Below are 24,820 nucleotides of genomic sequence, written 5' to 3' on the forward strand. Positions count from 1 at the left end.
TTCATCATGTCCATGCCGCCCAAAGATACCACGCTCACCGCTCCCGGGAAGGGACGCTTGGCGGAAAACCAGGCAGCTGCCTATCTCACCGCCCGGGGCCTGGCCATTCTCGCCCGCAATTACCGGGTCAAAGGGGGAGAGCTGGATCTGGTGGCCATGGACGGCCCGACCCTGGTGTTTGTGGAGGTACGTTTGCGCAGTCGGATGGATTTCGGCGGCCCGGAAGCCAGTGTCACCGGGGCCAAACGCCGCCGCCTCAGCCTGGCCGCCCGCCATTGGCTGGCGGGCCCGGGAGCCCGGCACCGGGGCCCCTGCCGCTTCGACTGCCTGCTCCTGCGCCGGGTGGATGACCCGGCGCCGGAATGGTTGCGCCACGCCTTCGACGAAGAAGGCCATGAATAGCCGGTCCCGCCCCGGCCCCCTCCTCCTGGCAGCCCTCCTGACCGGACTGGGCGGGCCGGGGCACGGAGCCGAAGGGCCGCCCACCCTGCGCATCCTGATCCAGACCTCCCCCCTGGCCGGGGCCCAATACTATGCCGCCAACCGGGTCTGGGACCAGCTCCGCCCGGGGGACCGGCTGACCTTAGCCCGGGAAGGGGAAAATCCCCACGATTCCCGGGCCATCCGGGTCGCCTGGCACGGGGTACAACTGGGTTACCTGCCCCGTCTGGAAAACGACGCAGTAGCCGATGCCATGGACCGCCACGCCCCCCTGGAAGCCCGTATCAGCCGCCTGCGCCCGGACTCGGATCCCTGGCGTCGGGTGGAAGTCCAGGTCTTTCTGGTGATCCGGAGGAGCGTGTTAGAATGAGCTTCCAATTTCACCTGCAAGTGCCTCACTTAACGATGGATTTAATCGCCCGCATCAGCCAAAACTTCCAGGACAGCGCCCAAACCAAACTGGACGCCATGGAGTTGCTCGCCGCCCCCATCGCCGGTGCCGTGGAAACCATGGTCACCGCCCTGGTCAATAACGGAAAAATCCTGGCCTGTGGCAACGGGGGCTCCGCCGCCGACGCCCAGCATTTCGCCGCCGAGCTGGTGGGCCGCTTTGAAGCGGAACGCCAGGAATTGGGCGCCATCGCCCTGACCACGGACAGTTCCATTCTCACTGCCGTGGCCAACGACTACAGCTACAACCAGATTTTCGCCAAACAGGTCCGCGCCCTGGGCCAGCCCGGGGACGTGCTGCTGGCCATTTCCACCTCCGGTAATTCCGCCAATGTGATGGAAGCCATCCAGGCCGCCCACGACAACGACCTGCGGGTGGTAGCCATGACCGGCAAGGGCGGCGGCAAAATCGGCGAAATGCTGAAGGACGGAGACATTCACCTCTGCGTTCCGGCGGATCGCACCTGCCGTATCCAGGAAACCCACCTGCTTACCATCCACTGCATCTGCGACGGCATCGACTGCCTGTTGCTGGGAGTTGAAGAATGAAATCCACCATGCGCCGTCTGGCCCTCCCCCTGCTACTGGCCGCCGTCACCGCCGGTGTCCAGGGCTGCTTTCCCTTTGTCGCCGGGGGCATGACCGCCGGCGCCCTGATGATGGCGGATCGCCGCTCTTCCGGCACCTACGTGGAAGACGAAGGCATTGAGCTGAAAATCGGCAATCGGATCAGCGAACAGCTGGGGGACCAGGTCCATGTCAATGTGACCAGCTACAACCGCAAGGCCCTCATCACCGGGGAAGTGCCCAGCGCCGAAATCAAGGACAAGGTGGGCCAGATCGCCGCCGAGGTGCCCAACGTCACCGGCGTGCATAACGAAGTCCAGGTGGCCGGCATCAGCTCCTTCTCCGCCCGCAGTTCGGACACCCTGATCACCTCCAAGGTCAAAGCCCGCTTCGTGGATGGCAAGCGTTTCAGCGCCAACTGGGTGAAGGTGACCACGGAAGCCGGCGTGGTCTATCTCATGGGCCTGGTTACCCAACAGGAAGCGGATGACGCCATTGAACTGGCCCGCACCACCTCCGGAGTCACCAAGGTGGTCAATCTGATGGAAATCATCAGCTACTCCCAGGCCAAGGAACTGGGCACCCGCTCCAACGACAATCCGGGCGTCCCCTCCCCCAACAATACGGCCCGGTAATAAGGCTTACGGCCAAGGGCCACGGGGCGCGGCGCTCAAGCTAAAGCACCGCGCCTGTGCCACGCCAACGCTAGCACAAGCTTCGGACCTTCGAGCCAAAGCTGCCTCGGTTGGGCAAACCAGGGCCGACAAAAAAAGGGCGGGATATCCCGCCCTTTTTCTTTGCCAATTTTCCGATCAGCGGATGCGCCGGACCCGGGCGCCCAGGCGGGAGAGCTTTTCTTCAATGCGCTCGTAGCCCCGGTCCAGGTGATAAATACGCTCAATCACCGTTTCCCCGTGGGCCACCAGACCGGCGATCACCAGGGATGCGGAGGCCCGCAGGTCGGTAGCCATCACCGTGGCGCCCTGGAGCTGTTCCACTCCCTTGACCACCGCCGTGTTGCCGGTGATATCGATATTGGCGCCGAGCCGGGCCAATTCCACCGCGTGCATGAAGCGGTTTTCAAAAATGGTTTCCCGAATGGTGGCCGCCCCTTCCGCCACCGTATTGAGGGCCATGAACTGGGCCTGCATGTCCGTGGGGAAAGCCGGGTAGGGGGCGGTACGCAGACTCACCGCCTTAAGCCGGGCGGGGGCTTTGAGATAGATGGAATCGGCCTCGCAGCGGACTTCGCAACCCGCTTCCAGCAGCTTATCCACCACCGCCTCCAGATAGGAACAGGAGGTGCCGGTAAGGCGCACCTCGCCCCCCGTGGCGGCGGCGGCACAGAGATAGGTGCCCGTTTCGATGCGGTCCGGCATGATGCTATGGCTGGCACCGTGGAGTTTTTCCACCCCCTGGATACGGATTACGTCCGAGCCAGCCCCGGTAATTTTGGCGCCCATGGCGATCAGGCAGTTGGCCAAATCCACCACTTCCGGTTCCCGGGCGGCGTTTTCCAGCACCGTTTCCCCATCCGCCAGGGCGGCGGCCATCATGAGGTTTTCCGTACCGGTCACGGTCACCATGTCGGTACAAATCCGGGCCCCCTTCAGGCGACCGGCCTTGGCGTGGATGTAGCCGTGCTCCACCCGCACCTCCGCCCCCATAGCCTGCAAGCCCTTGATGTGCTGATCCACGGGCCGGGCACCGATGGCGCAGCCACCGGGCAGGGACACCTTGGCCTGGCCGCAGCGGGCCACCAGGGGCCCCAGCACCAGGACGGAGGCCCGCATGGTCTTCACCATGTCGTAGGGGGCTTCCGGATTGTTCATGGCCTGCCCGTCCAGCACCACACCATCCGTGCCTTCCAGGGTGACCGCCAGCCCCATCTGGCCAAGCAGGCGGAGCATGGTGGCCACGTCGTTCAGATGGGGCAGATTGGTCAGGCGCAGCACGTCAGCGGTGAGCAGCCCGGCGCAGAGAATGGGCAGGGCGGCATTCTTCGCCCCGGAAATGGGCACTTCGCCCCGCAGGGGCACGCCGCCCTGAATCGCCAGCTTATCCATGTTGCAGTTCTCTCCATTCTTCCGGGGTATAGGTGCGCATGGACAGGGCGTGTATTTCCCCGCTATCCACCCGCCCACCCAGGCATTGAAAAACCCGTTGCTGCCGCTGCACCCGGTTCATGCCGGCAAATACCCCGCTCACCACCAGGGCCTGGAAATGGCGGCCATCGCCTTCCACTTCCAGGGTCTGGCAGGGCATGCCTTCCTGAATATAGGTGCGAATCTCTTCCACCTGCGCCATCTTAACCTCTCAACTTGTAACCGCGCCCCAGCAATAGGAGACTTCCCCCCACCACCAGGAGCAACACACCGCCGGATACCGCCAGACTGAGCCAGGGGTCCGCATCCCCCACCCCGAAAAAACCGTAGCGGAAACCGTCAATCAAATAAAACACCGGATTGTAATGGGAGACGCCCTGCCAGAACGGGGGCAGGGAATGAATGGAATAGAACACCCCGGACAACATGGTCAGAGGCATGATGAGGAAATTCTGGAAGGCGGCCAGCTGATCGTATTTATCCGCCAAGATTCCGGCCACCATACCGGCGGCCCCCATGAGGGCGCCCCCCAGCAGGGTGAAGGTGAGAATCCAGAGCGGATGGGCAAAGGTCAGGGGAGCAAAACAGGCAGTCATGGCCAGCACCCCGGCCCCCACCGCCACGCCCCGAACCACGGCCGCCGCCACGAAGGCAAGAAAGAATTCCCCATAGGACAGGGGCGGCAGGAGCACGAACACGATGCTGCCCGTGACCTTGGACTGGATCAGGGAGGAAGAGGAATTGGCAAAGGCGTTCTGCAGCACGGACATCATCACCAGCCCGGGGGCCAGAAAGGCCGTATAGGGCACCCCGTGGACCTGGAGGCGACCTTCCAGCACATGGGCAAAGATGAGCAGGTACAGGAGGGCGGTCAGCACAGGGGCCGCCATGGTCTGAAAGCCCACCTTCCAGAAACGCAGCACTTCCTTGCGGAACAGGGTGAGAAAGCCGGTCATGGAGCCCCCTCTCCCCTTCGGACATCGGCCCCATCCCCTTCCATCAAATGGAGGAAGACGTCTTCCAGGTCCGGCGCCAGCAGGCGCACATCCTTGACCGGGCAGGCGGCCTCCTGGAGGCGATTCAACAAGGGCCCCATTTCCTGCCAGCCCGCCAGGGGAATGCGGATCTGGCCCGCCCCATCCTCCCGCCCCCGAGCCGCCAAATCCGCAGGCAGACGGCCACCGGGCAACAGACGCAGGGCCAGGGTGTGGCCGGAATAGCGGCGCAGCAGGGCCTCCGTCCGATCCAGGGCAATCAGCTGCCCGCCCTTTAACATGCCAATGCGGCCGCAGAGGGATTCCGCTTCTTCCAGGTAATGGGTGGTAAGAATGATGGTGTGGCCGTCCCCGTTCAGGCGGCGGATGAATTCCCACAGGCCTTGGCGCAATTCCACGTCCACTCCGGCGGTGGGCTCGTCCAGGACGATCACCGGGGGCCGGTGTACCAGGGCCTGGGCCACCAGCACCCGGCGCTTCATGCCCCCGGAAAGGCGGCGCATATTGGTGTCTGCCTTGTCCGTCAGATCCAGATGGAAAAGGATTTCGTCAATCCAGGCATCGTTGTGGGCCAGACCGAAATAACCGGACTGGAGACGCAGGGTTTCCCGCACGGAGAAAAAGGGATCGAAGACCAGTTCCTGGGGCACCACACCCACCAGGCGCCGGGCGGCCCGGTAGTCCCGGCCCACGTCGTGGCCGAGAATGGCAATGCGCCCGGAGGAGGGCCGGGTAAGCCCGGCCAGACAGGAAATCAGGGTAGTTTTGCCGGCCCCGTTGGGGCCCAGCAGGCCGAAGAATTCCCCGGCCTCAATGTCCAGGGATACCCCGTTCAAGGCGGTAAAGTCGCCGAAACGCTTGACCACCGCCTCAAAGGAGACCGCCACCGTCATGGGGAAACACCCCTGGCGTCAGGCCAGGGGCAGTAACTCGGTGACGCCGTATAAGCCGGCCAGACTCAGAAGGCTTTGGGGAGCATGGGCGATCTTGAAGCTGTGGCCCCGAGCCGCCCCTTCCCGCAACCAGGCGAAGAGCACGGTGAGGGCGGAGGAATCCGCCTCAGGCACTTCCGCCAGATCCACGATCTGCACTCCGGCATTGGCCGCCAGCAGCGCACTGCCCTGCTCGGCCAGATCCCGGGCCGTATCCATGCGGATGGATTGCTTCACCCGCAGGGTGGCACCCGCCAGTTCCATCATTTTTTGCCGTTACCCGAATCCAGGGCCTTGTTCTTGGCCTGGAGCATCTTGATCAAGCCGTCCATGCCGTTGCTATGGACTTCTTGGCTGAAGGAGCTGCGATAGTTGGTCACCAGGGAGACCCCGGCCACCACCACGTCATAGACCTTCCAGCCGTCCGCTTCCTTTTCCAGCACGTAATCCAGCTGAATGGGCTTGCCCCGCTTCTGATTGACCTGGGTACGCACGGTCACGTCCGTATCCCCGGGGGCCATCTTGAAGGGCTTGTATTCCACGGTCTGATCCCGATAGGCGGTCAGGGCGTTGGAATAGGTACGCACCAGCAGGGTCCGGAATTCCTGGGTCAGCACCCGCTTTTGGTCCGGGGTGGCCTTGTTCCAGTCCCGGCCCAGGGCCAGGCCGGTCATGCGGGTGAAATTGAAGTGGGGCAGCACCTTGGTTTCCACCAGGGCAACCGCCTTCTTGGTATTGCCGTTCTGGAGGTCCTTATCCTGCCGGACAATGGTCAGCACTTCTTCCGTTACGTTTTTCACCAGCACGTCGGGGGTGCTGGTATCCACGGAAGCGAAAGCGGAAGCGGCACAGGCCAGAGCGCCGATAAATAGGCCAATTTTTTGCAGAAGCTTCATCACTCAATCCATCTCAAAACAGTTGTAATCGCTCACCGCCTCAAGGCTGGGCGGCAGGAGCGGCGGGCGTGGCGTCATCCCCGGAAGCGGCCCCTGTGTCGGCCGACCCGTCATCATCGGTCGCGGCCGGCGGATTGCCGTCATAAATCAGGCTGCGACGATTTTGCAGGTACGCATCCCGGATATAGGAGTATTTGTCGATGGCGGCTTCGTCGATCACCTGTTCCGCCGGCAGGGCGGCGGCCCGGGCATCGATCACCCGAAGCAGGAGCAGGCTGTTCCGGGTGGGAATGTTGCTCACATTCCAGACCGGATCAAAGTGGGCGTCCATGGCGTAGCCAAAGGAGTCCCGCAGCGTCCGGGGCCCGATCACCGGCCACACCACATAGGGGCCATCTCCCACGCCCCAGCGACCGAAGGTCTGACCGAAGTCTTCCTCATGTTTTTCCAGCCCCGCGTTGGAGGCCACATCGAAGAGACCGAAAATCCCCACCGTGGTGTTAATCAGGAAACGCCCCGTATCGGAAGCCGCATCCTTGGGCTTGCCTTGAAGCAGGTCGTTCACCGCGATAAACACATCGCCCACGTTGGAGAAGAAATTGCTCACCCCGAGTTTTACCGGGTCAGGAAGCGCCGCATCGTAGCCCTTGGCCACCGGCTTCAACACCGCTTTGTCCAGGCCTTCATTGAAGGAGAACATGGTGCGGTTGAAGCCCTCCCACGGATCCCGGGGATTCTGAGCCGAAGCGCAGCCCCCCAGAATGAGCAGGGAAGACAGCAGCAGGGCAAGGGAAGCTGTGGGCTTCTTGGCGATTTTTCGATCCACGACGTTTCCTTTGTATCCGTTCAGGCCCCTGGGGCCCTATTGTTTTTCCGCCGCATCCGTTCCTTCGGACGCCTTGTTGAAGAGGAACTGGCTAATCAGCTTCTCCAGCACCACGGCGGACTGAGTCTTGGTAATGGTGTCCCCGGGGGCCAGCATCTTTTCATCGCCCCCCACATCCAGGCCCACGTATTGTTCCCCCAGCAGACCGGAGGTCAGGATGGAGGCAAACGTGTCCTTGGGGAATTTGTAGCGGGAATCCACATCTAGGGTCACCACCGCTTGGTAGCTCTGGGGATCAAAGCGGATGGCGGAGACGCGGCCCACCAGCACCCCGGCGCTTTTCACCGGTCCCCGGACCTTGAGCCCGCCGATGTTATCAAATTTGGCCTGGAGCTGGTAAGTCTCGGCGAAATTGGAGCCGGACAGGTTGCCTACCCGCAAGGCAAGGAAAACCAAGGAAAAAAAGCCGATGACGACGAACACACCGACCCACAGGTCGAGTACTTTGCGATTCATTGATTACGCTCCCCGGAACATAAACGAGGTAAGAATAAAGTCGAGAGCCAGGATCACCAGGGCGGAAGTCACCACCGTACGGGTGATGGCGCGGGACACGCCCTCCGCCGTGGGCTGGGAATCATAGCCTTCGAAAACTGCAATCAGGGTAACGGCCATACCGAAGACGAAGCTCTTGATGACGCCGTTCAGCACATCGGTCTGGAAGTCCCCGGAAGCCCGCATCTGGGACCAGAAGGCGCCGGAATCCACCCCGATGAAGACCACCCCGATCAGGTAGCCGCCAAACACCCCCATGGCGGAAAACAAGCCCGCCAGGAAAGGCATGGAAATGACCCCACCCCAAAAGCGGGGCGCCACAATGCGGGCCAAGGGATTGACGGCCATCATGTCCATGGCGGTGAGCTGCTCGGTGGCCTTCATCAAGCCAATTTCCGCCGTCAGGGAAGTCCCGGCCCGGGAGGCAAACAGGAGCGCCGCCAGCACCGGCCCCAGTTCCCGGGTCAGGGCCAGGGCCACCAGGGTCCCCAGAGCTTCGGAGGAACCGTAACGCTGGAGAATTTCATAACCCTGCAAGCCCAGCACCAGGCCAACGAAAAGCCCGGACACCAGGATAATCACCAGGGACAGCACCCCGCAGAAATAGATTTCCCGGATGGTCAGGGGAAAACGCCGGAAGGACTGACCGGAGTAGCGCAGGATGGCCCAGAAAAAGCGGGTGGCGAAACCCAGGCGCCAGACCCGGTCCATCACCCCCGCGCCGATGGAAGTAAAAAAGCGCTTAAGCATGGGAGCCCGCCAGATTCAAATCTTCGCCCAGGGCACCGGCCGGATAGTGGAAGGGCACCGGCCCGTCCGCTTCCGCGTGGACGAATTGATGCACAAAGGGGTCTTGGGAGGCCCGGATTTCTTCCGGAGTCCCTTCCGCCACCACCCGACCGCCGGACATGAAGTAGATGTAATCCACAATTTGCAGGGATTCCTGCACATCGTGGGTCACCATTACCGAGGTGGCTCCCAGGGCATCGTTCAGGGCGCGGATCAACTGCCCCACCACCCCCAGGGAAATGGGGTCCAGACCGGTAAAGGGCTCGTCGTACATGACCAGGGCCGGGTCCAGGGCCACGGCCCGGGCCAGAGCCACCCGCCGGGCCATGCCGCCGGATAGTTCGGCAGGCATGAGTTGGGCGGCCCCCCGCAGTCCTACGGACTGGAGCTTGAGCAGTACCAAATCCCGGATCATGGCCTCGCTCAGATTGGTGTGTTCCCGCATCTGAAAGGCCACGTTGTCGAACACGGACATGTCGGTGAACAGGGCGCCGAACTGGAACAACATGCCCATGCGTCGACGCAGGGCATAAAGATCGGCGGTGGAGAGTTCATGGACCACCTGACCGTCCACCCGCACCTCGCCCCCGGTGGGGCACAGCTGGCCGCCAATCAGACGCAGCAGGGTGGTTTTGCCACAGCCGCTGCCGCCCATGATGGCGACCACCTTGCCCCGGGGGAAGCGCATGTTGATGCCGTCCAGAATACGGCGATGCCCTTCATCCGTGGGGTAAGAAAAGGTCAGATCGCGAATTTCAACCAGGCTGTTTGCCTGCACGTTCAAATCCAGAAGAAGTATTAGAGCTTGCTATTCTATCAGATACACCCCGGATTCCTGGCAGCACGCCAACGGAATAAGTGGCGCCCGGCTTAACCCGGCCCCCGTTCCCGGCCTTTCCACGTCCCCTGGGCATCCAGCGCCCCACCGCCTGGCTTTCCGGAATTTTTGCGACCCACCTCTTGCGCAATATATTCGTATGGGATATTTTTCCCGCAGAAGCCGTTACAAATCATTACATTAATTACACACATCTATTTTTCCATCCTTTCCCGAGGCGCCATCGTCCATGCACGCCCCTTGGCTTTTCCGCCGCCCCCTGCCCACCTGGGCGGCACTTGCTTCCTGGATAGGATGGCTCAGCGGCTGCTCCACGCCCCTGGCACCCCCGCCCGACCCCGCCCATCTGCAACAAGCGGCCACCATCCCAACCGCTAGGGCGCCCATTCCCCCCATCTCCCGCGGTGAACTCCTACCGCCTCCACCCATTCCCGGGCAGGAGGAAGAAACATACAACGTGGTGGTGCATCAGGTGGAACTCCCTGACCTCCTCTTTGCCCTGGCCCGGGACGCTAGGATCAACGTAGATATTCACCCGGGCATCCACGGCGTCGTCTCCCTCAACGCAGTGAATCAGACCCTGCCCCAGATTCTGGACCGGCTGGCCCGCCAGGCGGATATCCGCTACCGGCTGGGGGACGGCCTTCTGGAAGTAATGCCCGACACGCCCTACCTCCACACCTACAAGGTGGATTACGTGAATATGGAACGGGATACGGCGGGTACGGTGGCGGTCACCACCCAGATCGCCACCGCCGGACCGGGCGCCAATCCGGCGGCGGGCACGGTCACCCCCACCAATGCCACCCAGGGGAGCGGCAACAGTTCCATCACCCGGGTGGAAAACAAGGCCCACCACAAATTCTGGGAATCCCTGATCCAGAATCTCAAAGACCTGTTGCGGGAAACGGACAAAATTCTTCCCGAAGGTTCCAGTGAAACCGTGGTGGAACAGGCGTCGGCCCAAACCACCACGGGCACGGGCAGCACAGCCCCGGCTCCCCGGGGCAAAGGCAGCACGGTGCAAAATGGCCTGGCGGCCAGTCCCAATCCGGCCACCTTGCAAAACAGTGGCACCACCATCGTGCGCAAAACCACGTTCCGGGAGGCCGCCTCGGTAATCGCCCACCCGGAAACCGGCACCCTCACCGTACGGGCCACCCAGAAGCAGCAGGAAAAGGTGCAGGAGTACCTGGATGCGGTCATGGCCAGCGCCAAGCGTCAGGTGCTCATTGAAGCCACCATTGCGGAAGTCCAGCTGTCCCAGAACTACCAGCAGGGTATTGACTGGCTGCGACTCAACCCGGGCTCCGGCTGGTCCGTGGTTCAGGAAGCCTCCGCCAATCTGACGGACCTGAACGCCAATTTCTTCCAGCTCAGTTACACCCGGGCAGGGGACGGGCGTAGCAACCAGGGCACTCTGAAATTGCTGGAATCCTTTGGCGTGGTGAAAGTCCTCTCCAGCCCCAAGATCAGCGTCATGAATAACCAGACGGCGGTGATCAAGGTCATCGACAACGAGGTCTATTTCACCATCAAGGCGGACACCACCCAGAACCAGACCACCACGGTCACCACCTACACCACCACCCTCAACTCCGTCCCGGTGGGCTTTGTCATGAACGTCACCCCGGAAATCAGCCACCACGACAGCGTGCTGCTCAACATCCGCCCCAGCATTTCCCGCATCGTCAGCTATGTGGCCGATCCCAATCCGGCCCTCCGGGCCAATGCGGCCAATGGTCTGCAAAGCGATATCACCAGCCAGATTCCGGTCATCCGCACCCGGGAAATGGAAACCATGATCCGGGTGGAAAACGGCAACATCGCCGTCATGGGGGGCCTGATGGAGGAAGGGCTGCGCAACGCGGACAACACGGTCCCCGGCCTGTCTCGCATTCCCCTGCTGGGCAATCTCTTCACCCATCGGAACGACGCCACCAGCAAGACCGAGCTGGTTATTTTCCTGCGCCCCACGGTCATCCGGGAAGCCAGCCTGGACGGAGACTACCGGGGGCAAAAGCGGCTTTTGCCCGATCCGGAATTTTTCCGCCACAACCCGGGGCCCCGCCAGCAAATGGCCCCCTCCGGAGGGGAGAACGCCCCATGAAGCCCGGTGCCTGCTCCCAATTTCCGGCCCCCGGCTATCAAGCTCCGGAAGAAAAGCTACAGGGTCCCAAGCCCTTTCTGATCCTGGACGTCCTGGGCCTTTTGCTTGCAGCCACCCCCTCGTCCCCGCTCCTGGCCGGAGCTCCCTCCCTGCAGGAGGCGCCAGCCCAGGCCCAATCCTCCCCCCCCGCCCCTAGGGCCAAGCCCGCCGCTCCCTCCGCACGGCTTCCGGCCCATCCGACTGCAACGAAACCGGGATTAGCCGGGAGAGCCAGAGTCCGCGCCCCTGCCAGCGACATTCGTATCACCCCCAACCCGGCCCCCACGGATCTCCTAACCCAGGCCTATCAAGCCCTGGTGGCCGGTCAGGACGGGCCCGCCGGAGCACTTTACGCCCGAATACTGGCCCACCACCCCCATCATCCGGACGCCATGAACGGTTTGGCGGCCCTGGCCCTACGCCAAGGGCAATACGGTCCGGCAGCGGCCTGGTATCAAAAAGCCCTGGCCGCCCATCCCCAGGATGTGACGGCCCGGGTGGGCCTGCTCCGGCTCAAGGGAGAAATCAATCCCATGGCCACGGAAAGCGCCCTGCACCAGCTGTTGCAGGAAAGTCCGGAGGCCTGCGACGGCTACCAGGCCCTGGGCATCCTCCTCGCGGATCAAGCCCGCTGGGGAGAAGCTCGAGAAGCTTTTCAGCAGGCCAACACCTGTCGGCCGGGGAATCCGAATACGCTGCTCAATCTGGCCGTCAGCCTGGATCACCTGAGTAAAAGCCAGGCCCGGGACTACTACCGGCAGGCCTTGCAGGCTGGAGAACCCGGGGCTGCCCATTTTGACCGGGAAGGAGCCCGAGCCCGACTAGCGGCCCTGGAAGGGGCCGAGGCCTCCACCCCATGAACGAGCCCCAGTCCCGCCCGGCCCTGCAACGGCCCCTGGGCCAGGAACTCCTGGCCCGGGGGGCGATTTCACCGGATCAACTGGAGATTGCCCTGCGGGAACAACTGCGGGAGCGGGCGCCCCTGGGGCGGCTGCTTACCGGTCTGGGTTTCATCTCGGAAGCCACCCTGCGGGATTTGCTGGCGGAACACCAGGGCATCCCAGGCATCGACCTGGATCAGGTCCTGATCGCCCCGGAAGCCTTGGCCCGCATTCCCAAAGCCTTTGCCCAGCAACACCATCTCCTGCCCCTAAACCTCAGCACCCGACCTCCCCGGCTGAGTCTGGCCATGGCCAATGCTTGGGACGTGGTGGCTAAGGATCGGGTACGGGCCCTGCTGGGGCCGGAGTGGGAGCTGGACATTTATCTGGCAGGAGAATCGGAAATTGCCCAGGCGGTGGAGCAGCATTACGGCGGCGCCCTGTCCATCGACGCCATCCTGAAGGAAATCGAAGAAGGCCCCGCCCCCGCCGCCGATCCGGGGACCGCTCCCCGGGATTTTCAGCAGCCAGTGATCCGCCTGGTGGATGCCCTGCTGGCGGACGGGGTACGGCAACAGGCCTCGGATATTCATTTCGAACCGGAGGCAGGCTTTCTCCGCATCCGCTATCGCATTGACGGCCTGTTGCGCCAGATCCGGGCCCTCCATCTGGCCTACTGGCCCGCCATGGCTGTCCGTCTCAAGGTCATGAGCGGCCTCAACATCGCGGAAAGCCGGGCCCCCCAGGATGGCCATTTTCAACGCCAGCTGGGGGGCCGCCGGGTGGATTTTCGGGTCTCCACCCACCCCACCCTGCACGGGGAAAACCTGGTCCTACGTATCCTGGACCGACACCGGGGCCTGCTGCCCCTGGCCGCCCTGGGCCTAGCGGAAGACCACCGGACCACCCTGGAGCGCCTGTTGCATCGCCCGGAAGGCATCCTCCTGGTCACCGGCCCCACGGGCGCGGGCAAAACCACCACCCTCTATTCCCTGCTGGCCCAGCTGAACCAGGAAGGGGTGAATCTCATGACCCTGGAGGACCCGGTGGAATATCCCACGGCCCTGATGCGGCAAAGCTGTGTCAATGAAGGGGCCCGGCTGGATTTCGCCAACGGCATCCGCACCCTCATGCGCCAGGATCCGGACATTATTCTGGTAGGGGAAATCCGGGACCCGGATACGGCCATCATGGCCTTCCGGGCGGCCATGACCGGCCATCAGGTGTTTTCCACCCTGCACGCCAATTCCGCCCTGGGCGCCATTCCCCGGCTCAAAGACCTGGGCATCGGCCCGGACATCCTGTCCGGCAACCTAATCGGGGTAGTAGCCCAGCGCCTGGTGCGGAAAATCTGCCCCCATTGCCGGGAAACCTATACCCCCACGCCCCAGGAGTCCCTGCAACTGGGCCTCCCCGGGGAAGAACTGGTGCTCTATCGGGGCACCGGCTGTGATCATTGCCAGCACCAGGGCTACCGGGGCCGGGTCGCCATTATGGAATTGTGGGAAAACACCCCGGAGCAGGATGATCTGATCGCCCAGGGCGCCTCCCTTCCCCTGCTCCGAACAGCCGCCCGCCAACAGGGCCTACGCAGCCTGCAGGAGGACGGCTGGCGGCGGGTCCTGGACGGCACCACCACCCTGGCGGAACTCCTCCGGGTGGTGGGTCTTCCTCCCCGGGAGCCGGCACCATGACCCTCTACCGCTATCGGGCAGTCGATCCCCGGGGCCGTCGCCAGGAAGGCCAGCTGGAGGCCGCCCACCTGGAAGACCTGGAAGCCCGCCTGCACCGTCTCGGGCTGGATCTGATTGGAGCCCGCCCCGGCACTTATCGCCGGCGGGGAAGGGGCACCCTGGGCCGCCGGGATCGCATCCTCCTCTATTTCCATCTGGAACAATTGCTCCACGCTGGCCTTCCCCTCTGGGAAAGCCTATTGGAAATCCGCCATGGAGAAGAAAGCCCCGCCCTGGGGGATGTGGTCACTGGCCTGATCGAAGGTCTGGAAGGGGGACTGACCCTGTCCCAGGCCATGGCCCACCACCCCGGCCCCTTTCCCCCCACGGAAATCCAGCTGATCCGGGCCGGGGAACTATCCGGACGGCTTCTGGAAATTCTCCGGGAACTGACGGAAACCCTGAAATGGGAAGACGAAATTCACGCCCAAACCCGCCGCCTGCTCCTCTACCCGGCCCTGCTGGCGGCCATGGTGCTGGGAAGCAGCGGCTTTTTACTCATCTACCTGGTGCCCCAGCTACAGAGCTTTGTCCGCCACCTGGGCCATGAGCTGCCCCTCTCCACCCGCCTGCTGTTCGCCCTCTCCGATCTGCTGGTGTACCACGGTCAGGCCCTAGCCCTGGGCCTGCTGGGACTGGGATGCCTGGGAATCCTCCTGTCGCGCTGGACGCCCCGATTCCAGGACTTTCGGGACCGTTGGCTGCTGCGCCTGCCGAAAATCGGCCCCCTCTTGGAAAAAAGCCTGCTGGCCAGATTTGCCCGCAGTCTTGCCCTGCTCTACGGCGCCGGCATTTCCGTGCTGGAGGGGCTCCAGGCCTGCGCCACCCTGGTGGGCAACCGCCATGTCCATGGCGGCATTGTTCGGGTGGGGGAACAGATCGCCGCCGGCACCAGCCTGAGCGGCGCCTTTGCCAGCGCCCACCTGTTTCCGCCCCTGATGCTGCGCATGGTGCAGATGGGGGAAACCACCGGCGCCCTGGACCAGGCCCTGCGCAATGTAGCCTATTTCTATGACCGGGATATCCGGGAACAGCTGGGGCGCCTGCAAGCCCTACTGGAGCCCTGCCTGACCCTCATCCTGGGAAGCCTGCTGGGCTGGATCATGGTCGCCATCCTGGGGCCCATCTACGACGCGGTGGCAACCCTGGGACACTGACCGCCATGGGCCTCCACCGCATTCTCTACCTCACGGATCAGGGCCTGATCGTCTTCCGCCGGGAAAAAGGGTGGGTTCGGGAAGAGGCCCGCTTTTCCCCGGACCCGGAGGGGCAGACCCGGTACACCCGCTTTCTGGATCTGTCCCCGGGCCGCTATGACCTGCTCTGGGATCTGGGACAGGAAGTCTATCGGGAAGAAGCCCTGCCCCGACTCCGAGGTAGGGAGCGGCAGCAGCTGATACAGCGCAAACTGGCCCAGCACTTTCCCCACAGTCCCTTTCGCGGCGCCCTGCCCCTGGGCATTAGCCAGCAGCAGCGGGAAGAAGAAAGTTTCCTCTTCCTGGCCCTCACCGCCCCCGAAGTCACCCAGGCCTGGGTCGCCCCCCTGGAAGCCCGACAGCTGCCCGTGGGTCAGGTCACCTGCCTGCCCCTGATTCTGGCCCAGTTGGTGCGCCAGGGCTGGCTGCCGGGCCAGGGTCTGCTCCTCACCCGGCAGGGGGACCGCCTGCGGCAAAGCTATTTCGCCCAGGGCCAACTCCATTTTTCCCGTCAGGTGAACCTGCCAGCGGGGCCGGAAGCCTGGCCCCAACTCCTGAGGGAAACGGCCCACTGCCACCAATATCTGCTTGGACAGCGGCTCCTGGAGCGGCACCAGCCTTTGGCGGTCCATCTGCTTTCCCCGGGGGAGGAGGAGCCCGAGGGCAGGGCAGAAGGCCAGGAGCCGCCCTGGTGCCGCCTGGACGCCACGGCCCTTGCCCGCCATCTGGGCGCCTCCCCGGCCAGTCCTTCCATCACCCTGCCCCAGCTTTGGGCCCAGGCCCTGGTGCGCAAGCCCCCCTCCACCGCCTTCGCCCCCGCCGCCCTGGGCCAGACCTACCGTTGGCAACGTTGGGAACGGACCCTGGTGGGGGCCGGAGCCGGCAGCTTTTGCCTCGGCCTCGCCCTGGGGGCCCTGGATCTGGGGGAAGCACGCCAATGGCAACAGATAGCCACCGCCAACCAACAGGCCCTGATTGCCTCCCCGGAGCTACTCCCCACCGGGGAAACCCAGAGCCCCACCCCTCCTTCCGTACCGCCAACCTTGCTGGCCCGGCTGGAGCAGCAGGAAGAACAACGCCCCGATCCCCGCCGCCTGCTCCATCAGCTCAGTGGGCTGCTGGACCAGGCCCCGGGCCTTCGGCTAACACGCCTGGAATGGACCGGTGAAGAGGCGGGAGAAGCGCCCTCTCCCCTGTCTGCCTCCACCAAACACCCTCTCCCCCAGGGCCCCCATTTGGCCTTGGAAGGGGAAATCCAGGAGGAGGAAGGCCCGTCTCCCGTCCGCCGGGAGGCTGACTTCGCCACCCCCCTAAATCAATTCCGGGCAGCCCTGGAGGCCAACGCCCAACTTCAGGGCCGAATTCAGGGCGATGCCACCAGTTCATCCCCAGCTTTCCGGGGCGAAATCTGGTCCAGGAACAAGCCATGAGACAGCTTCCGCCACAATTCGCCGCCCTCCGCCGGGGCATCCTGGTGGCCCTCCTGGGGGTGGGGGGCGGGCTGATGATCTGGGGCGGCAGTCATTCCGCCTACCTGAAAGCCAAGGATCAAGCCCAAGCGAGCCAGGCCCAGGTGGAACAACAGGGCCTGGCCCGGCAGCGGGGGATTCAGGCTCAGAAACAGCGCCAACATCTGGCCCAGCGCCTGAGCCAGGCCCAAGGAAAAGGCTGGATCACCGCTTCCCGGCCAGGGGAAGATCGTCCCCTGGCCCCCCTCCTTTCCCCTGCCCGTTATCCCGGCCTTACCCTGCGCCCTGCCGAGCCCCGCTTTCTGGCTCAGGAAGCGGGCTGGCGTCTGGTTTCCCAGTCCATTCAGATTCACCTTCCCCTGCGTCATGAAGCTCAGTTGCTTGATCTCCTGGGGCAGCTCCAGTCGCCCGGCCAGGGGCTGCTGCGGGTACAAAACTGCCAAGTGGCCTGGGCCGAGCCCCCGGAGGAAGGGGGGCTCACCGGAGAGCCTCCCCAGCCTGGAGCCCTGGCAGCCGACTGCCGGGTGGAGCGGCTCACCCTCCAGGCTCCCCCTCCAGGGGAGACATCACCATGACCCGGTCCCAGGCCGAACTCCTGGCCGCCTTGCTGCTGGGCATAAGCCTGCCCGTCCCCGGGGAGGAGGAACTGGGGCGCCTTTTCTATACTCCGGAGCAGCGGCAACTGCTGGACTGGCAGGCCCTGCACCCGGGAGGGGCCCCGGCACCAGCGCTGGGCGCCCCCACCCTGGTGCTGAACGGCCTGGTACAACGCTCCCGAGGCCCCCAGACCCTGTGGATCAACGGTCAGGCCCTGTCCGCCCCGGGCCGGGAGGCGCCCCCGCCTTTCCGCTACCTGCCCCGGCATCCGGGAGCCCTTCTCCTGCCCGCCTCCCCCCGGCGCCCGGCCCTCAGTTTCCGGGTGGGGGAAACATGGCAGCAGGGCCATGCCCGTCCCCGCTCCCTCCTGGAACCGGGCCATGCCGCCAGTCCCTGAGCGGCGCTGCCCTGAAAATCGGGGGCTACGGGGCGGCCACCTTCCGCAACAAGGCGCCGCCTTGTTGCTGCTTCTGGTCCTAATGGCCGGATGGCTGGCCCTGGTCCCCTGGTTTTTCCCCCGCCCCGCCAGCCCGGACCCGGCCCTGAGCCAGGCCAAGGAAGCCCTGATCGGCTTTGCCGCCACCTATCGGGATCGCTATCCGGACCAGATGTTCGGCTACCTGCCCTGCCCCGACCGGGATGGGGACGGGGTGGCCGATCCCCCCTGCGGCGCCCAGGAGCAGGCCGCCATGGGCTATCTGCCCTACAAGACCCTGGGGCTTCCGGCCCTCACGGACAGCCAGGGCAACTGCCTCTGGTACGGAGTGGCCGGGGGCTTCAAGGACAATCCGGCCAGTGCCACGCCCCTGAATTGGGACACGCCGGGCCAATTTCTCCTCCCTGCCCCGGCGGGCGCCACTCCCCTGGAGGGGGCCCTGGCCGCCGTGATTTTCGCCCCCGGACCGCCCCTAACCCCGCAGCGGCGCCGCCCGGGAGCGGGCAACTGCGGCGGAGATCGGGCCGAGGACTGGGCCCAATACCTGGAAAGCCTCAGCCCCGGCGCTGATCTGGCAGCCCCCCTAACCCTCCGCCCGGGACTCCCCGGCCAGGGCGACAACAATGACCGGCTGCTGGGCATCGGCACGGAGGAGCTGTTTTTCCGCCGCATCCGCCTGCGCCGGGATTTTCAGGGGCCCGGGTCGGGGCGCCGGGGCATCAACGGCTGGCTCGCCAATATCCGGGACTGCCTGCAAAGTGGGGCCGCCTTGCCCCGGCCCTCGCCCGCGGCCCCCCAGGCCGCCAATCCGGAACTGGTCACCGGCCGGATACCGGCTTCCTGCGCCAATCTGGCACCCCTGGGCTATGGCCGGGCCTTTGGCGATCACCTGTTCTACTCCCTGTGCGCCAGCAACCGGACCTGCCTCTCGGTCAATAGCCAGGCTTGCAGCGGCGCCCTGGTCTTCGCCGGGGAGCGGCAGACGGGCCAGGCACGGCAAACTCCGGCCCAGCGGGAACGGTGGGAAAACTACCTGGAAGCCCCCAATCTGACGACTCTGACCCGGACCGGACTGACCCTGGCGGGGGCCAGCACCTACACGGTCAGTGACGTGAGCCGCCCCGCCGCCCAGGACGTGGTTCTCTGCCTCAATCCACCCGCCGACCGGCTGTCCTTTGCCCAGAACATGGACAAGCTGCTGCCCGGCACGCCCTCTGGCGGCCCGTCGCCCGCCCTGGCCACCCCGGACGGCCCCCAGCAGACCCTCACCCTGGGCGCTCTGGGGGCAACCACTAGCCACGGCCTTCCCGCCGCCAGCCTATCCGGCTGTGCCTGGTTTGGGGATACCCTGGCCTTTGACGGGGGCCTGCGCCTTTATTTTCGCTTCCAGATCAAGAAAATCGGGGAGGGCTTCACCCTGGTCCTGGCGGACGGGGAGCGGAATTCCGGGGCCGACCATTGTGGCGGCGGGGGCGGCCTGCTGGGCTATGGGGGGCAAAGCCCGGGCAGCGGCATCGCCCCCATCCTGGCCCCCAAAATCGGTCTGGAAGTGGACACCCGGGCCAATCCGGGCTGGGCCGCCCCGAGCGCCCCCAACGGGGGACGGAACGATCCGGACAATCGGCACGCCGCCCTGGTGTTCTGGGGCAGCGCGCCCTACCCGGCCAGCCCCGACAATCCGGGACCGGGGGACGACAATGTGCATGGGGCCGGGGCCAATCCCACCAATCCCTCCGGCCCGCCAGGGCTGGCATCTCTGGCCGCCCTCCAGGCCAGCAGCGCCGCCCAGCGGGCTTTCCACCTCCGCCTGGACGTGGTGCGCCAAAGCACCGCCCAGGGCGCCACCTTCCTGATCCAGGCCTGGATTCTGGATGTAAATCAACCCGCCCTGACCCTCCCGGTGCTGGAAGCCATGGGGGATATAAACCAGGATTTCTCCCCCCGTTTTCCCCGCCTGGCGCCGACCCTCAGCCAGACCCTGACTCTCCCTGCCCTCTCCGGGCAGGACCTCTGGCGCCGGGTGCGCCTGGGCTTTACCAATGCCCAGAGCTCGGTGGATCAGCAAATTCTCATCACCCTGTTCGCCGCCCGCAGTCGACCATGAACCACCCCCGCCCAACCCCGCCCCAGCCCTTCATGACCGGCTTTTCCCTGGTGGAACTGGCCCTGGTCCTCATCGTTGCCGCCCTCCTGGCGGGCAGCCTGATGACCGCCGCCCGGGGGCAACGGGACCAGACCGCCCGCCAGCAGACCCAGCAGCAACTGGTGGACGCCCAGGAAGCCCTGCTGGGCTTTTTCCTCGCCCAGGGCCGTTTCCCCTGCCCCATGCCCCCGGGCCAGGGGGGCGTTGCCCGGGAAATGCCCGAGGGGGGCGGGGATTGCCTGGCTTGGAGCGGCTATCTGCCCGGCACTACCCTGGGCCTGGGGCCCACGGATGAAGCGGGTTATGTGCTGGATGCCTGGGGCCAGCGCCTGCACTATCAGGTCAGCAGCGTTGCCATTGGCGCCCAGAGCCACGGTTTCACCACCGCCAACGGCCTGCGCAGTAACTGGGCCTCCCTGGCCGCCCCTCCGGCCCCGGACCTCTGGGTCTGCCCCGGGGCCGATACCTGTAGCACCACCACCGCCCTGACCCGGGAAGGGCTGGTGGTGGTTTTTTCCACCGGGGCCAACGGGGAAACGCCCCGGGGGGCGGACGAAACGGCCAATCTGGATGGGGACAACCGCCTGGTCAGCCACCCGCCCACCCCGGCGGACCATCCCCAGGGGGCCTTTGATGACCAGCTGCTCTGGCTCTCCCCGGTGATTCTCTACAGCCGTCTCACGGCGGCGGGGCGGCTCCCTTGACCCGACCCGGAGGGGGCTGTCAGTATTGTTGCGTCACCTCTCTCTTTTCCCGACGCCGCCGCGCTCTTTCTTCATGACCTTCGGTTCAGGCTTTCGCCATTCCCTGGAGACCCTGGGCATTCGCCCGGAAGACCCGCCCGCCCTGCAAACCGGCAAACTGATCCTGGTCCTGGCCACCGTGCTGGTCTGCGCCGCCGCCATGGCCTGGACCCTGCTCTACAGCTACCTGGCCCCCCAACTGCCCCTGGGCACCGCCCTGGTCTTTCAAGGCCTGCTTCTGGGCAACCTGGCCTTTTTCCTCAAAAACGGCAATTTCCCCCTCTTCCGCCTCACCCAGCTGGGCCTCTTCATGGTGCTGCCCTTTGTCGCCCAATGGCGCCTGGGCAATTTCATCAACGGCAGCGGCATCAGCCTGTGGGGACTGCTGGGGCCCATCGGCGTCATTCTGGTCTCCGGGGTAAAAAAGTCCGCCCCTTGGTTCATCGCCTACCTGCTCCTCACCCTGCTCACCGGGATCTGGGACATTCTCCAGACTTCCCTGCCGGGCCACGGCCCCGTGGCCATTCCGGAAGCCACCCAGCTGATTTTCTTCACCCTCAATTTCGCCTGTGTTTCCTCCATCGCCTACCTCATGCTGCGCTTCGCCGCCCAGGAAAAGGACCGGATCCAGGCCCGCATGGAAGACACCCTGCACATGCTGGAGCAGGAGCAGGAACGGGCCGAAGCCCTGCTCCTCAACGTGCTGCCCGAGCCCGTGGCCAAGCGCCTCAAATACGAAGACGCCATCATTGCGGACGGCTTCGCCGAGGTGTCGGTCATGTTCGTGGATATCGTCAATTTCACCCGGGTGGCGGAAGGCCTTTCGCCCCAGCAGGTGTTTTCCATGCTCAACCGGATTTTTTCCTCCCTGGACGAGCTGGCCGAGTCCTTCGGTCTGGAAAAAATCAAAACCATCGGGGACGCCTACATGGTGGCCGGGGGCTTGAACGGGGATCAGGGGCCTTACACCCAGGCCATGGCCAGCATGGCCCTGGCCATCCAGGAACTGCTGCACCGGGATTTCGACATCAACCGCATGCATCTGGAAGTCCGCATCGGCATTGCCACGGGGCCGGTGGTGGCCGGGGTGGTGGGCAAGAAGAAATTCATCTACGACCTGTGGGGCGACACGGTGAATACGGCCAGCCGCATTTCCAGCGAAGGCTCCCCGGGCAATATTCTGGTGGATGCCCCCACCTACCAGCGCCTAGCCAGCCAATTCTCCTTTGCCCCGGCGGAAACCCTGGAACTCAAGGGCAAAGGCCCGGTCCCAGTGTACCGGCTGCAGGCCCCCTCCAACCTTTAGCGGGGCCGGTAGTTCCGACAAAAATATTTATATGGCATTATTTTGACCTCCTCTTCTCTCCTGCTGGAGGCGGTCCATGCCCACCCGGAACCGGGGTTTTACCCTCATCGAAATCGCCATTGTGCTGGTCATCATCGGTCTCCTGCTGGGCGGGGTGCTCAAGGGCCAGGAGCTGATTACCCAGGCCAAGATTCGCAACATCGCCAATGACCTGAACGGCTTGTCCGCCGGCATCCTGTCCTACCAGGACCGGTACCGGCGCCTGCCCGGGGACGACCCGGGAGCCACCCGCTGGAGCCTGATTACCGCCCCGGGCAACGGCAACAGCATCATCGAAGGAAGCTATCAGGACACGGATGCCGCCCAGGAAAGCCGCCTGTTCTGGGCGGAAATGCGCCTGGCCGGTTTTCTCGCCGGGAACACGGCCACCCTGGCCGCCGCCACCCAACCGGCCACCAACGCGGCCAACGGGATCATGGGGGTGCAATGGGGCGCCCTGGGCCTTTCCGGCCTGGTGGTCTGTTCCGGCAATCTGCCGGCCAAGGTCGCCCAGGCCCTGGATGCCCAGTTCGACGACGGGGCTCCGGCCACCGGCAATCTCCGGGCAAAACTGGAAACCACCGTCCCCACCAGCGTGGGCGCGGGGGAAAGCCCGGCGGGGAATTACCAGGACAACAACACCAATCTCTACGTGGTCTGCAAGAGTGTCTGAGCTGGGCCCGACCTCCGCCCCTCAGCCTTTCAGGAGGCGCCGCTCCGCCCCATCCAGGGCCTCGTCGGTGCCGAGGAGCACCACCACATCCCCGGCCAGAAAACGGGTTTCGGGCAGGGGCTCCATGGCCCGAATGTCCCGGCGGCGAATGGCGCTCACCTCCACCCCCAGGGGCGCCAGAGCCAGTTCCCCGATGCTTTTGCCCACCCCGTAAGCCCCTTCGGGCAACACGATGGAATGGAGACGGGATTCCTGGCCTTCCGGCTCCTCCTCTCCCCGCAGACCGCCCTTAAAAAAGCCCCGCAGCAGTTTGTAGCGCTTGGCCCGAATGGCCCGCAGGCGCCGCAACACCCGCTTCATAGGCACCCCGAGCAGCACCAGGGCGTGGGAGCCCAGCATCAGGCTGGCTTCCAGGGATTCGGCCACCACCTCCGCCGCCCCGGCCCGGGACAGGACTTCCAGACTGCCCTCGTCCGCCGCCCGTACAATGACCGGCAGGTCCGCCTTGATTTCCCGGGCATGGAAAAGAATTTTTTCCGCCATGGCCACATTGGCAAAACTGACAATGATGACGCTGGCCCGGGCCGCCCCCACGGCCATGAGGTTTTCCCGCTGGGAAGCGTCCCCATAGACCACGTTTTCCCCGGCGGCGGCGGCCTCCTGAACCCGTTCCGGGTCCAGGTCCAGGGCCACGTAGGACACTCCTTCCTGGGCCAGATAGCGGGCCAGGTACTGGCCGCTGCGGCCAAAGCCGCAGATGATGGCGTGTTTTTCCGTGGCCATGGTCTGGGCCGCCATGCGGGTCAGGGCCATGGAACGGAGCATCCATTCGCTGCGGGCGAAGCGCAGCACAATTTTCTCGCTGAACTGGACGATCAAAGGCGCCAGAAGCAGGGACAGCACCAGCACGGACAGGGTTACCTGCAACACCCGGGCGGGCAGCAGGTGGGCGTCGGCAATGTCCGTGAGGAGCACAAAGCCGAACTCCCCCCCAGCGCACAACCACAGGCCTGAGCGCATGGCATTGCCCGGAGTCGCCCCAAAAGCCCGGGAGAGCAGGGCCACAATGCCGAACTTGGCAGCCAGCAGGGCTACCAGCCCGGCGGCTACCCAGGGCAGGGCGCGCAAAACCTCGTGGAGATCCAGCAACATGCCCACGGTAATGAAAAACAGGCCCATGAGCACATCCCGGAAAGGCTTAATGTCCTCTTCCACCTGATACCGGTATTCGGTTTCCGATATCAACATCCCGGCCACAAAGGCCCCCAGGGCCAGGGACAGACCCGCCATTTCCGTAATGTGGGCCAGCCCCAGGGTGATGAGGAGAATGTTGAGGATAAAGAGTTCCGCCGACTTGCCCCGGGCCACGATGAAAAACCAGGGCCGCACCAGTTTTTGCCCGAGGAACAAGACCACGGTCAGCACCCCCGCCGCCTTGAGCAGGGCCCAGGCCAATTCCAGGGCCATGGCGGAAGGGGGCTGGGTAAAGGCGGGAATCAGAATCAACAGGGGCACCACGGCCAGATCCTGGAACAGGAGCACCCCCAGCACCTCCCGGCCATGGGGAGATTCCAGCTCCATGCGCTCGGCCAGGAGCTTGGAAAGCACGGCGGTGGAAGACATGGCTACGGCGCCCCCCAGGGCCACCCCGCCCTGCCAGGACAATCCCAGCCCCAGGGCCAGGGCCGCTGCCACCGCCATGGTCAGCAGCACCTGGGCCATGCCCAGGCCAAACACCAGGCGCTTCATGGCGTAGAGCTTGGGCAGGGAAAATTCCAGGCCAATGGAGAACATGAGGAACACCACCCCGAATTCCGCCAGATGCTCCGCCCCCCGCACGTCCTTCATGATGGAGAAGGCGTGGGGACCCACCACCACTCCCACCACCAGGTAGCCCAGGATGGGAGGCAGACCCAGGCGGCGGAAAAAGATCACCACCAGAACGACGGCCAGCAGGAGGAAGAGGAGAAATTGCAGGGAGTGCATGGAAAGACTAGGCGTAGGGGGTGAAACCGCAGGGCGGAGGGCCCGGCCGGGGGGCCTCCGTGGGCAATGGTATAC

General features: G+C 64.6%; 26 protein-coding genes. 15 read left to right on the plus strand and 11 right to left on the minus strand.

The features are described 5' to 3' along the window. Positions 1-12 precede the first annotated feature (12 nt). The 4 genes from Azoinq_RS04300 to Azoinq_RS04315 are packed head-to-tail and all read left to right on the plus strand — an operon-like array spanning position 13 to position 2,093. A complete protein-coding gene (locus tag Azoinq_RS04300) occupies positions 13-402 on the plus strand; it encodes a YraN family protein (protein WP_232368555.1) in 390 nt (129 codons plus the stop codon). Beyond that, entirely contained in the window at positions 395-811 is a 417-nt protein-coding gene (locus tag Azoinq_RS04305; protein ID WP_216131946.1) for an HIRAN domain-containing protein, read from the plus strand. Before Azoinq_RS04300 ends, Azoinq_RS04305 begins: the two co-directional genes overlap by 8 nt. A gap of 35 nt (positions 812-846) precedes the next feature. Continuing rightward, on the plus strand, positions 847-1,440 hold the full coding sequence (locus Azoinq_RS04310; protein WP_216132217.1) for a phosphoheptose isomerase: 594 nt from the start codon (positions 847-849) through the stop codon (positions 1,438-1,440). Further along, complete coding sequence (locus Azoinq_RS04315; protein ID WP_216131944.1) at positions 1,437-2,093, plus strand: BON domain-containing protein; 657 nt, start codon at positions 1,437-1,439, stop codon at positions 2,091-2,093. The genes Azoinq_RS04310 and Azoinq_RS04315 overlap by 4 nt, the downstream gene beginning before the upstream one ends. A 177-nt stretch (positions 2,094-2,270) precedes the next feature. Here the strand turns inward: Azoinq_RS04315 and murA are convergent, their stop codons facing one another. The 10 genes from murA to Azoinq_RS04365 are packed head-to-tail and all read right to left on the minus strand — an operon-like array spanning position 2,271 to position 9,334. Next, positions 2,271-3,524 carry a UDP-N-acetylglucosamine 1-carboxyvinyltransferase gene (gene murA, locus Azoinq_RS04320; RefSeq protein WP_216131941.1) on the minus strand — a complete coding sequence of 418 codons (1,254 nt, stop codon included), beginning with the start codon at positions 3,522-3,524 and terminating at the stop codon, positions 2,271-2,273. Further along, on the minus strand, positions 3,517-3,765 hold the full coding sequence (locus Azoinq_RS04325) for a BolA family protein (protein WP_216131938.1): 249 nt from the start codon (positions 3,763-3,765) through the stop codon (positions 3,517-3,519). Before Azoinq_RS04325 ends, murA begins: the two co-directional genes overlap by 8 nt. Before the next feature lies 1 nt (position 3,766). After that, positions 3,767-4,519, minus strand: coding sequence for an ABC transporter permease (locus Azoinq_RS04330; protein ID WP_216131936.1), 753 nt, complete (start codon positions 4,517-4,519; stop codon positions 3,767-3,769). Beyond that, positions 4,516-5,451 carry an ABC transporter ATP-binding protein gene (locus tag Azoinq_RS04335; protein WP_216131933.1) on the minus strand — a complete coding sequence of 312 codons (936 nt, stop codon included), beginning with the start codon at positions 5,449-5,451 and terminating at the stop codon, positions 4,516-4,518. The genes Azoinq_RS04330 and Azoinq_RS04335 overlap by 4 nt, the downstream gene beginning before the upstream one ends. 18 nt (positions 5,452-5,469) lie before the next feature. Continuing rightward, positions 5,470-5,757, minus strand: coding sequence for an STAS domain-containing protein (locus Azoinq_RS04340; RefSeq protein WP_216131928.1), 288 nt, complete (start codon positions 5,755-5,757; stop codon positions 5,470-5,472). Beyond that, entirely contained in the window at positions 5,754-6,386 is a 633-nt protein-coding gene (locus Azoinq_RS04345; RefSeq protein WP_216131925.1) for an MlaC/ttg2D family ABC transporter substrate-binding protein, read from the minus strand. The genes Azoinq_RS04340 and Azoinq_RS04345 overlap by 4 nt, the downstream gene beginning before the upstream one ends. A gap of 40 nt (positions 6,387-6,426) precedes the next feature. Continuing rightward, positions 6,427-7,212 carry an MlaA family lipoprotein gene (locus tag Azoinq_RS04350; RefSeq protein WP_216131922.1) on the minus strand — a complete coding sequence of 262 codons (786 nt, stop codon included), beginning with the start codon at positions 7,210-7,212 and terminating at the stop codon, positions 6,427-6,429. 36 nt (positions 7,213-7,248) lie between these two features. Further along, a complete protein-coding gene (gene mlaD / locus Azoinq_RS04355; RefSeq protein WP_216131919.1) occupies positions 7,249-7,728 on the minus strand; it encodes an outer membrane lipid asymmetry maintenance protein MlaD in 480 nt (159 codons plus the stop codon). Between the two features lie 3 nt (positions 7,729-7,731). After that, positions 7,732-8,517: a lipid asymmetry maintenance ABC transporter permease subunit MlaE gene (mlaE, locus tag Azoinq_RS04360; RefSeq protein WP_216131916.1), complete on the minus strand. Its 786-nt coding sequence runs from the start codon at positions 8,515-8,517 to the stop codon at positions 7,732-7,734. Further along, the gene (locus Azoinq_RS04365) at positions 8,510-9,334 is read right to left on the minus strand and encodes an ABC transporter ATP-binding protein (RefSeq protein WP_232368557.1); all 825 of its coding nucleotides are present in this window, start codon (positions 9,332-9,334) and stop codon (positions 8,510-8,512) included. The genes mlaE and Azoinq_RS04365 overlap by 8 nt, the downstream gene beginning before the upstream one ends. Positions 9,335-9,623: 289 nt before the next feature. Between Azoinq_RS04365 and mshL the strand changes: the two genes are divergently transcribed. From mshL to Azoinq_RS04420, 11 genes are all read left to right on the plus strand, one after another. After that, the gene (gene mshL / locus Azoinq_RS04370) at positions 9,624-11,504 is read left to right on the plus strand and encodes a pilus (MSHA type) biogenesis protein MshL (RefSeq protein WP_216131913.1); all 1,881 of its coding nucleotides are present in this window, start codon (positions 9,624-9,626) and stop codon (positions 11,502-11,504) included. Positions 11,505-11,935: 431 nt separating this feature from the next. Continuing rightward, the gene (locus Azoinq_RS04375) at positions 11,936-12,403 is read left to right on the plus strand and encodes a hypothetical protein (protein ID WP_216131911.1); all 468 of its coding nucleotides are present in this window, start codon (positions 11,936-11,938) and stop codon (positions 12,401-12,403) included. Next, positions 12,400-14,118 carry a GspE/PulE family protein gene (locus Azoinq_RS04380; protein WP_216131909.1) on the plus strand — a complete coding sequence of 573 codons (1,719 nt, stop codon included), beginning with the start codon at positions 12,400-12,402 and terminating at the stop codon, positions 14,116-14,118. Before Azoinq_RS04375 ends, Azoinq_RS04380 begins: the two co-directional genes overlap by 4 nt. Further along, complete coding sequence (locus Azoinq_RS04385) at positions 14,115-15,314, plus strand: type II secretion system F family protein (RefSeq protein WP_216131906.1); 1,200 nt, start codon at positions 14,115-14,117, stop codon at positions 15,312-15,314. The genes Azoinq_RS04380 and Azoinq_RS04385 overlap by 4 nt, the downstream gene beginning before the upstream one ends. 5 nt (positions 15,315-15,319) lie before the next feature. After that, entirely contained in the window at positions 15,320-16,783 is a 1,464-nt protein-coding gene (locus tag Azoinq_RS04390; RefSeq protein WP_216131903.1) for a hypothetical protein, read from the plus strand. Continuing rightward, positions 16,780-17,397 (plus strand): hypothetical protein, encoded by a 618-nt coding sequence (locus Azoinq_RS04395; protein ID WP_216131900.1) that lies wholly within the window; start codon positions 16,780-16,782, stop codon positions 17,395-17,397. The genes Azoinq_RS04390 and Azoinq_RS04395 overlap by 4 nt, the downstream gene beginning before the upstream one ends. Continuing rightward, entirely contained in the window at positions 17,394-17,816 is a 423-nt protein-coding gene (locus tag Azoinq_RS04400) for a hypothetical protein (protein WP_216131897.1), read from the plus strand. Before Azoinq_RS04395 ends, Azoinq_RS04400 begins: the two co-directional genes overlap by 4 nt. A gap of 61 nt (positions 17,817-17,877) precedes the next feature. Next, complete coding sequence (locus tag Azoinq_RS04405) at positions 17,878-19,959, plus strand: hypothetical protein (protein WP_216131894.1); 2,082 nt, start codon at positions 17,878-17,880, stop codon at positions 19,957-19,959. Next, a complete protein-coding gene (locus Azoinq_RS04410) occupies positions 19,956-20,702 on the plus strand; it encodes a type II secretion system protein (RefSeq protein WP_216131891.1) in 747 nt (248 codons plus the stop codon). Before Azoinq_RS04405 ends, Azoinq_RS04410 begins: the two co-directional genes overlap by 4 nt. A gap of 73 nt (positions 20,703-20,775) precedes the next feature. After that, positions 20,776-22,047, plus strand: coding sequence for an adenylate/guanylate cyclase domain-containing protein (locus tag Azoinq_RS04415; protein WP_216131888.1), 1,272 nt, complete (start codon positions 20,776-20,778; stop codon positions 22,045-22,047). A 76-nt stretch (positions 22,048-22,123) separates the two neighbouring features. Continuing rightward, complete coding sequence (locus Azoinq_RS04420; RefSeq protein ID WP_216131885.1) at positions 22,124-22,759, plus strand: prepilin-type N-terminal cleavage/methylation domain-containing protein; 636 nt, start codon at positions 22,124-22,126, stop codon at positions 22,757-22,759. A gap of 21 nt (positions 22,760-22,780) precedes the next feature. Here Azoinq_RS04420 and Azoinq_RS04425 read toward each other — a convergent pair whose 3' ends face one another. Continuing rightward, positions 22,781-24,745, minus strand: a complete 1,965-nt coding sequence (locus Azoinq_RS04425) for a monovalent cation:proton antiporter family protein (protein ID WP_216131882.1) — start codon at positions 24,743-24,745, stop codon at positions 22,781-22,783. Positions 24,746-24,820 lie beyond the last annotated feature (75 nt).

This window comes from Azospira inquinata, assembly GCF_018905915.1.
Classification (GTDB): Bacteria; Pseudomonadota; Gammaproteobacteria; order Burkholderiales; family Rhodocyclaceae; genus Azospira; species Azospira inquinata.